Source organism: Litoribacter ruber (assembly GCF_018449405.1).
In the GTDB taxonomy this organism is placed as follows: Bacteria; Bacteroidota; Bacteroidia; order Cytophagales; family Cyclobacteriaceae; genus Litoribacter; species Litoribacter ruber.
Genome location: NZ_JAHCMY010000002.1, coordinates 530512 through 539284 on the forward strand (window position 1 = coordinate 530512; position 8773 = coordinate 539284).

Annotated in this window: 9 protein-coding genes and 1 rRNA gene; 8 read left to right on the top strand and 2 right to left on the bottom strand. The window is 43.9% G+C overall.

Annotated elements, in window-relative coordinates; all coding sequences use genetic code 11:
* Positions 1-88 precede the first annotated feature (88 nt).
* A complete protein-coding gene (locus KI659_RS06995) occupies positions 89-793 on the top strand; it encodes a LolA-like protein (protein WP_213944638.1) in 705 nt (234 codons plus the stop codon).
* A 110-nt stretch (positions 794-903) separates the two neighbouring features.
* On the opposite strand, the gene KI659_RS07000 is transcribed toward KI659_RS06995, so the two are convergent.
* Positions 904-1347 carry a DoxX family protein gene (locus KI659_RS07000; RefSeq protein ID WP_213944639.1) on the bottom strand — a complete coding sequence of 148 codons (444 nt, stop codon included), beginning with the start codon at positions 1345-1347 and terminating at the stop codon, positions 904-906.
* An 84-nt stretch (positions 1348-1431) separates the two neighbouring features.
* On the bottom strand, positions 1432-3102 hold the full coding sequence (locus KI659_RS07005) for a M61 family metallopeptidase (protein WP_213944640.1): 1671 nt from the start codon (positions 3100-3102) through the stop codon (positions 1432-1434).
* Positions 3103-3240: 138 nt separating this feature from the next.
* Between KI659_RS07005 and rpmH the strand changes: the two genes are divergently transcribed.
* The 7 genes from rpmH to KI659_RS07040 form a co-directional block, all read left to right on the top strand.
* Complete coding sequence (gene rpmH, locus KI659_RS07010; protein ID WP_143959674.1) at positions 3241-3399, top strand: 50S ribosomal protein L34; 159 nt, start codon at positions 3241-3243, stop codon at positions 3397-3399.
* A 45-nt stretch (positions 3400-3444) separates the two neighbouring features.
* Positions 3445-3816, top strand: a complete 372-nt coding sequence (rnpA, locus tag KI659_RS07015) for a ribonuclease P protein component (RefSeq protein WP_213944641.1) — start codon at positions 3445-3447, stop codon at positions 3814-3816.
* Positions 3817-3828: 12 nt separating this feature from the next.
* Positions 3829-5490 carry a S41 family peptidase gene (locus KI659_RS07020; protein WP_213944642.1) on the top strand — a complete coding sequence of 554 codons (1662 nt, stop codon included), beginning with the start codon at positions 3829-3831 and terminating at the stop codon, positions 5488-5490.
* 3 nt (positions 5491-5493) lie between these two features.
* The gene (locus tag KI659_RS07025) at positions 5494-6312 is read left to right on the top strand and encodes a sulfite exporter TauE/SafE family protein (RefSeq protein WP_213944643.1); all 819 of its coding nucleotides are present in this window, start codon (positions 5494-5496) and stop codon (positions 6310-6312) included.
* Positions 6303-6992 carry a tRNA (adenosine(37)-N6)-threonylcarbamoyltransferase complex dimerization subunit type 1 TsaB gene (gene tsaB / locus KI659_RS07030; RefSeq protein WP_213944644.1) on the top strand — a complete coding sequence of 230 codons (690 nt, stop codon included), beginning with the start codon at positions 6303-6305 and terminating at the stop codon, positions 6990-6992. Before KI659_RS07025 ends, tsaB begins: the two co-directional genes overlap by 10 nt.
* Positions 6989-7492 carry a DUF2480 family protein gene (locus KI659_RS07035; RefSeq protein WP_213944645.1) on the top strand — a complete coding sequence of 168 codons (504 nt, stop codon included), beginning with the start codon at positions 6989-6991 and terminating at the stop codon, positions 7490-7492. Before tsaB ends, KI659_RS07035 begins: the two co-directional genes overlap by 4 nt.
* Before the next feature lie 1056 nt (positions 7493-8548).
* A 16S ribosomal RNA gene (locus KI659_RS07040) occupies positions 8549-8773 on the top strand; the annotation flags it as partial.

The window sequence follows — 8773 nt, forward strand, 5'->3', positions numbered from 1 at the left end:
CTTCGCGGATAATTATTTTAAATTGAGACCCAAGACGGGAATAAGTTTCGGTCTTCCGTCTCCCGTCTTCCGTCCAAAAAAATAACATATGAGAAAGCTAACAACAAACATGCTTGTGATGCTGGCTTTTTTGGCCAGCAACCTTGCTTTCGCCGGGCAGCAGGACAATGATCCAACTGCTGAAGAGGTGATCGAAAACTACCTGGAAGCTATAGGCGGAAAAGCCAAGCTGGAGGAAATCCGAAATGCCAAAATCGAAATGGTGACGGAATTTCAGGGAATGGTGATGAATATGTATTTCATCCATGACGAGGAAAATGAGCGCATGAACCAGCGCGTCTTGGTGATGGGCAACGAAGCCAGCAACATCACCCTCAAAGACGGCAAGGCCAAGGTGCTCATGATGGGACAAACCCAAGAACTTACCGATGAGCAATACCAGGAGGCCAAAATGAACATGAGCGCTTTCCCTGAACTCAGGTATGGCACCAACGGGTACGAATTGTCTTACGAAGGCAAGGAAACGGTAAACGATGAGGAGGCTTACAAAATCGTAGTGAAAAACCAGAATGGGGTATCCCAAACCAACTTCTACAGTGTGGAGAGCGGTCTGAAGTTGAGAAACGAAAACACAACTTCAGGTAATACTGAATACCTGACCTATGATGAGATCGACGGCATCATGTACCCCGTTGAAATGCGCGTAAAATCCCCCATGGTACCCGAAGCCATCACCGCCAACGTTGAATCCATTGAGTTCAACACAGAGTTGTCGGAAGATGATTTTGAATAATAGAATAAATATAAAATTAACCGCAGAGGCGCAGAGAGCGCAGAGATTTAATAAATTTCTCTGTGCCCTCTGCGCCTCTGCGGTTTTTTACATAGTACATTACTAGTACATCAATAATGCGGATGCTTCCTCATAAACTCATCCACGCTAAACTTGCCTGACCCATAGATAAGGTACACGATCAACAGGATGAAAGTGATCAGGGAAAGTTCAAACTCCAAGTTGTTGGATACCGATAGGAACCCCTGCTGGATGTTGACAAAGAACACAGCGAAAAAGAGGATCGGTAGCTGAAACACTATCGCAAACCGTGTAAGTAATCCCATCGCTATCAGCAAGCCTCCCACCAAATGGGCAAAAGCCACATAGTGGGCCAAAGCCATATTGAAAAACCCGATATCTATTCCTGTCATCATATCCATGAGTCTTTCGGTATTGCCGATAAACATGACTCCTTTGAAGAAGATGAACAGCCCCAAAACCACGCGGAGATAATCTATCCATACCGGATGATGTGTGTCCGCCCAATGCTCAATTCTGCTTGCGTATCCCATGGCGTTCTTGTTTTTATAATTCCTACCACTTAATATACGAAAATTTACCAACAAAACCATGGTTATGAGCTGTTCATCAGTGGTTTAGCTTTGTCTGACCCATGCGGTTCTTTTTGGGTTTTCAGCTGAAATGTCAATCCTGTGAGAAAGATAAAGGGGCTCGGCGGAAGCATGGATGCGGATGTTAAGGATGCGGCCGTAGCGGTTAATTTTAAGATCAAGGCGATCAGCTTCCAAGGAAATATCGCTCGTGAAGGGCTGTCCGTTGATTTCCACTATCCGGTCCATTTGCATTACATGATCTGTATTGGGGCCGTGGGGGTGGATTTTGGTTATTATCCCCTCTTCATTAGTAATGATACCAAAAGCCGCTTCGAGTCGGTTGGCTCTAGGGACGGCTTTGACCTCCAATCCCAAGGTTCCTAACTGGGCAAACAATACTTCTCTGATATCCTGGGTGCCCTTGATATATTTGGAGAAGAATTGCTCAGTTTCTTTTTCCCCAAGGTGGCCGGCAATGATCTGTTGATAATCCTCCAAAAGGTAACCCTTTTGCAGGTCGCCATATTTTTGCCACATGTTATTCATCACCTCTTGAAGGGAGCTTTGTTGGTCCAGAAGCATTAAGTCTAGGGTGAGTGAAATCAAGGCGCCCCGATTGTAAATAGAGACCTTGCGGTCAGGGATGCCTGCCTTGTACCCGTCCAGCCAGAGGTCAAAGCTTGAATCCGTAATCGACATGGACTGCCAGCCAAAGCTTTCAAATTCCCTGTCTAGCTGTTTCTGCAATATCTCCAGGTAGTTTTCCAAACTAAAGTAGCCTGACTGTAGCAGGTAATAATCGCCCATGTAGGTGGTCACGCCCTCAGCCACTACACCGGTTTTGATGTATGCCTCTTTGGAGAAGTCATAGGGTAGGATCTCCTTAGGCCTGATTCTACAAACATTCCAAAAATGGTAAAGCTCGTGAGAGCTCACTCCCATGAGTTCATCGTAAAGCTTTTTGTCCCCCAGTTCCTCAGCCGGCCCTATGGTGATCACGGTGCTATACTGGTGCTCCACACCATGATAATGTTTATACGGAAGCAATTGGATAAGGAAATGATATTCACGGGCAGGGAAATCACCAAAGCCATTCATTTGGGCCCTGGTAAAGGCTTTGAAGTCTAGTTTTAGTTTTTCCACATCGAAATGAACCTCTCCCTGAAACCATAAATGGAAGGTTTTGCCATCAACATTATAGCTATCATGTTTCAAGGTAGGCGAGGCAAATAAGGGACTGTCCACCAAATGCTGGAAGTCAGTAGCCTCAAAGGTGTGTTTATCAATTTTAGGCAGTGCGGTGGCTGTCTTGAAGTCTCCGGGCAGGTCCAAAGTTACCTTTATGGGTTCGTTTTCCCGGCCTTTTACCTCAAAGACAAAGTTGATAAAATTGAGATAAAGCTGCTCATCATCCGACCAGCTTCCGCCCGCATCCATTTGGCAGGCGTGGAAATCACACTGGATAGAATAGGTCCCCGAGTTTTCTGCTGTAAAGGTGAAAAGGTCTTTGGTGGCCTTGGAAGACGCTACGGGTTTTTCTTCCAAGAATACTTTAAAACCCCTCAATTTCTGGGCATAATGGGCGAGCTCATAGCGTCCCGGCCGCCAGGCGGGAAGCTGAAGGAGTACTTTTTCTCCCTGGCGGCAATAGAGCTCCAGTCGGATTTGTATAAATTGTGAAAGGATATTGTTTCTTTTTATATAATATTGCATTTGGTTTTGTGCTTAGGTGATAAACAAAAGTAAGCCACCGATTTGTAAATCAAAAAATCCTATCTATCTTTGCAGTCCTTTTTAGGGGGAAGCCCCTGAGGAAATTATAGGAAAGAAATATATTAAAAGCTTTATATCATGAAAAGAACGTTTCAGCCTTCCCGCAGAAAAAGAAGAAACAAGCACGGTTTCAGAGAAAGAATGTCTACTGCTAACGGTAGAAGAGTATTGAGATCTAGAAGAGCTAAAGGAAGACATAAGTTAACCGTATCTTCTGAAAAGACATTGAAGAAGTAATTCATTGATGCATGTACTCGTAGCTGATACGGTAACTGATGTACTATGAATTATAAACTTTCTAAGAATGAGAGACTCCATTCTAAAAAGTCAATAAAGGAACTTTTTGATAAAGGTTCCTCTTTTTTTTTATATCCATTTAAGGTGTTATTTTTAGAGGCTGGCGACAGTGAAACTAATCAGGTACTTTTCTCTGTTTCTAAAAGGAAAATCAGAAAGGCCGTGCATCGCAACCATGTGAAAAGAAGGATGAAAGAAGCCTATAGGCTCAACAAACACCTTCTAGATGCCGTTGAACCCGATAAGAAAAGGAACATAGCCTTGATCTATGTGTCACATGAGCTGCAATCCTTTCAGGATATACAGCCCAAAATCATAAAGATTTTAACCAAAATTGCCCATACAGAAACACCTTAGTATCCTCTTATTATGTTAAAAAACCGTAAAATTCTTGTACTCTTTCTGGTTGTCCTGCTGGGCAGCGGAACACTTTTTTCATTTGTAACCAAGAATGATAAGCTTTTTGCCATCGCCAAAAACCTGGACATTTTCGCCTCCCTGGTACGTGAGCTTGACTCCTATTATGTGGATGATATTGACCCGGAGGAGTTGGTGACCATTGGTATCAATGCCATGCTGGAGGAGCTGGATCCATATACCGAATACATTCCGGAGGAAAATTCGGACGACTTTAGGATGATGACCACTGGGGAATATGGGGGTGTGGGCGCCCTGATTGGTAACCGTACCGGAACCAATATGATCCTGATGCCTTATAAAGGCTTTCCTGCTCAAGAGGCAGGGTTGAGGATTGGGGATGAGCTGTTGAAGGTGGATTCCATCGATGTACGCAAGTATGAAACCGCTGAGATTTCCAAACTCCTAAAAGGGCCAGCCAATACAAACTTGAAGGTTAAGGTAAAAAGGGGTGAGGATACCCTGGCCGTGGAACTGACCAGAAAGAAGATTGTAATCAGCAACGTTCCTTATTACGGGATGATTGATGAGCAGACCGGTTATATTAAATTGACGGATTTTACCACCAATGCTGCCGCTGATGTGCGTAAAGCACTTATAGATCTGAAATCCCAAGGTGCCCAGAAGTTGGTGTTGGATGTGAGGGACAATCCAGGCGGGATTCTGAAAGAAGCCGTGGAGGTAGTGAACCTCTTTATTCCAAAAGGCCGTGAGGTGGTAAGCACCAAAGGAAAGCTTCAAAGTGTAAATGCAGTTTACAAAACCGAAAAAGCCCCAGTGGATAAGGATATCCCTTTGGTGGTCTTGATCAACGAGAGAAGTGCTTCTGCATCTGAAATTGTGGCGGGAGCGCTTCAGGATTATGATAGGGCGGTACTCGTGGGTAGAAAAACTTTCGGTAAAGGACTAGTGCAAAGCACGGTGCCTTTGTCTTACAATTCACAAGTGAAGCTAACGACAGCCAAATATTACATTCCAAGTGGTCGATTGATTCAAGCCATTGATTATAGCAATAAAGATGAAGAGGGACAGGGTAGATCTATTCCGGATTCTTTGAGAAATGAATTTAAAACCAAAGGTGGTAGGATTGTTCTTGATGGCGCAGGTATCGAACCTGACCAGTCAGTGGATTCCAGAACTTACGCTCCTATTACGTTCAGCTTGGTGGCAAGAGGTTTGATTTTCGACTTTGCCAATAAATTCAGCAGGCAGAACGAAGAAATTCCCGGCCCAAGGAAATTCAAGGTGTCGGATGAACTTTATGAAGAGTTTGTGGAGTGGCTTCAGGATAAGGAATACGATTATACTACCAGAGTAGAAAAGACGATTGCTGATCTTGAAAAATACGCTGAGAAAGAAAAATATTTTGAGGAAATCCAAGATGAAATAGCCCAATTAAAGAAAAGTGTGGGGCATAACAAAGAGCAGGATCTTATCACATTCAAGGATGAGATCAAAGATGCGCTCAAGGATGAGATTATTACCAGGTATTACTATCAAGAGGGGGTAGTAGAAGCTTCCTTGGATAGAGATGAAGAGATCAAGAAATCTTTGACAGTATTGGGTGATCAAAATCAATTTGCAATGATCTTGAAGCCTGGGAAGAAAAAATAATTCATGGTAGACCAGTTCTTATTGTTTCTTGCCGGATTGGCAGGGGGATTTATAGCAGGTCTGCTGGGCATAGGAGGAGGAATGGTGTTTATCATCGTTCTTCCTTTTGCGCTTTTAGAGATAGGGGTGCCCGAGTCGGAGATTGTGCAGTACACCATTGCCAACTCTCTTTTTGGGACTTTTTTTGCCAGTCTATCGGGTAACATCACCCATGTGCGTACCAAGACATTTTACCTGAGGGAAGTGCTGTATATTGGGATATCCGGAGCAGTAGCCTCCATCCTGTTTTTGGAATATGTGGTTAACACCCCTTATTATTCCAAAACGATTTTCAACGTATTTCTGATTGTGTTTTTGGGATTTCTGCTGATCAGGTCTTTTATAATCAAAGACAAGGAAGGCAGCCAGGGCAAAACCAAACGCAATCCTCTTATAGTGTCAGGCTCTTTAGCGGGGGCGGTTTCTTCCCTTTCGGGGCTGGGTGGAGGCACCGTGGTGATCCCCATGCTCAACAACTACTTCAGGTTTGACGTCAAAAAAGCCAAGTCCATATCTATAGGCATGATCTTGATTTCGACTGGGGCCAATGTCATTTATAACATGAACACCACCCCCATGTATGATATCGACTATTATAATTATGGGTATATCGTGATGCCTATAGCCATTTCCCTTTCCCTTGGGGTAATGCTAGCGGCGCCGATTGGTGTGATGACCTCCCTGAGGATGTCCTCTAAAACATTGAAGTTGGTTTTTGCTATTTTTGTGGGGATGATTATTGTGGATAAGGGGATTGAATTAATAAGTATGTTATGGGATTGATTTTATCGATTGAAACAGCCATTTCGGTCTGTTCAGTTGCACTGCATCGAGAAGGAAAACTTTTGGGGTTGCTTGAACTGCATCAAGACAATGTGCATTCGCAAAAACTCATGCCCAGTATCGACAGTCTGATGCAAAGAGTGGGAGTGGCCACTGCCGACCTGGATGCCATTGCGGTATCTGCCGGGCCTGGGAGTTATACAGGGTTGAGGATTGGGGTTTCTACTGCCAAAGGTTTTGCATATGCTCATAATTTGCCATTGATAGGTGTGGATACCTTGGATGCCTTGGCTTTGAGGGTGAAAGATTTCATGCCTGCCGGGTCTAGGGCTATTCCCATGATGGACGCCCGTAGGATGGAAGTGTATTGCAAGACCTTAAACCATGGCATGGAGGAGCTCACACCTTTGGCCCCTGTGATGGTGGATGAGGATAGCTTTGGTGAGGATTTGCAAAATGGCCCTGTCCTTTTTATAGGAGACGCTGTGGAGAAGGTTGCTAATGTGATCAGGCATGAGAATGCAAGATTTATCCCTTTGGTCAATTCTGCAGAAAGTGTGGGGCAGATAGCGTTTGGTAAATTTGAAAAAAAGGATTTTGTTGACTTAGCTTACTTTGAGCCGAACTACCTAAAAGAGTTTAGGGTTATCAAATCCAAGAAAAACCCTTTGTTATCATGAGTGAGATTGTAAATAGAGTAGCCAATAGTCCGATCATCACCGTTGATCTGGAAGAATACTATACTTCAGGAGAACGAAGCGTGTTTGATCTGAAAGGGTATCTTTTTCAAGAGTTGGTATTAAAGGAATTGGATTTCAGAAAGGCTTTGAAGGAGTTGGACTGGGAGCAATTTAGGGATAAGCATGTAGCTGTTTTTTGTTCGGTAGACGCCATTGTGCCTACTTGGGCATTTATGTTGGTGTCCACCTATTTGGAAGGAGTGGCCAAAACCGTTGTTTTGGGCAATGAAGAGGCTTTGGAGCAATTTCTTTATCAAGAGGCCTTACAAAAACTGAACCCCTCAGATTTTGAAGGCCGGCCTGTGGTGGTAAAAGGCTGCGGGGATTTGCCCGTACCTTTGTTTGCCTATGGGGAAGTGGTGCGTAAGCTCAAGCCCATTGCCAAGTCCATTATGTACGGGGAGCCGTGTAGTACTGTTCCGCTTTATAAGAGAAGGTAGATTGTTGTACTATGTACTAGGTACTAGGTACTAAGTTTTACGTATGTAAATTTTCCCTCCCAACATACCCCATCTGAAGAGCGCAGCTCTGAAGGAGGGTCGCGAAAGTGAAAACACTGTATAATCTCACCGCCTCAAAATGACAGGAAACAGCACCCGATGGTGAAGGTACTTGGTACATGGTACATTGAACTTGGTACTACCGTAAGCATGAAGTACGAAAAGGTTTATGTGTCAGTCACGGGATGCAATGATGAATGTCGAATGATGAATGATGAATAATGAAGTAAGCTCTGGTTAGACTGATATCCCATCCGAAGAGCGCAGCTCGAGGGAGGGTCGCGAAAGTAAAAACACTGGCTAATCTCACCACCTCAGTATGGCAGGAAACAGCATCCTGATGGTGAAGGTACTTGGTACGTTGTACCTGGTACCCCATCGGAAGTACGAAGTTCGAAAAGGTTTACGTGTCAGTCACGTTTGGTTGAATAATGAATGATGAACGCCGAATGTCGAATAATGAACAATTGCTAGACTGATACCCCATCCGAAGAGCGCAGCTCGAGGGAGGGCTACGAGAATAAATACACCGGATGACTTCATAACATAAAAGCGGCTACCAGCCAACCTCTGATGCTGGAAGTCTTAGTACATAGTGCTTCGTACCTAGTACAATTTTAAACCCCATCAAAACAGCCTGTTAAAAGAAAATTGTAAAAAATCTCCTAGGCCTGTTTGGTAGATTTAAAAAAGCTCCCTATGTTTGCATTCCCAATCGGGGAAAGCGCTGATAAACGGTCAGGGCGGACAAAATTGAAATGCGGATATCGACAATTATCGAAATAAAGTTTTAAAAATTTTTTCGAAATGATTGTTGGAGATTAAAAAAAGTCTCCCGATATTTGCACTCGCTTTCGGAAACAAAGGTTTTCGACTATTCTCAAAACGAGAAGAAAGTTCATTGAAGTAGTGTAAGACAATACGACAAATAGCCAAGCAATATGCTTGAAATCCTAGCGAGAAACAAGATGGGTTAAGACCATCGCAAAATACTTTACTATGGAGAGTTTGATCCTGGCTCAGGATGAACGCTAGCGGCAGGCCTAATACATGCAAGTCGAACGGGATTTATCAGCTTGCTGATAATGAGAGTGGCGCACGGGTGCGTAACGCGTATGCAACCTACCTTTTACAGGGGGATAGCTTCCGGAAACGGAAATTAATACCCCATGGCAACATGGAACCGCATGGTTTTATGTTTAAAGTCTCCGGGCGGTAAAA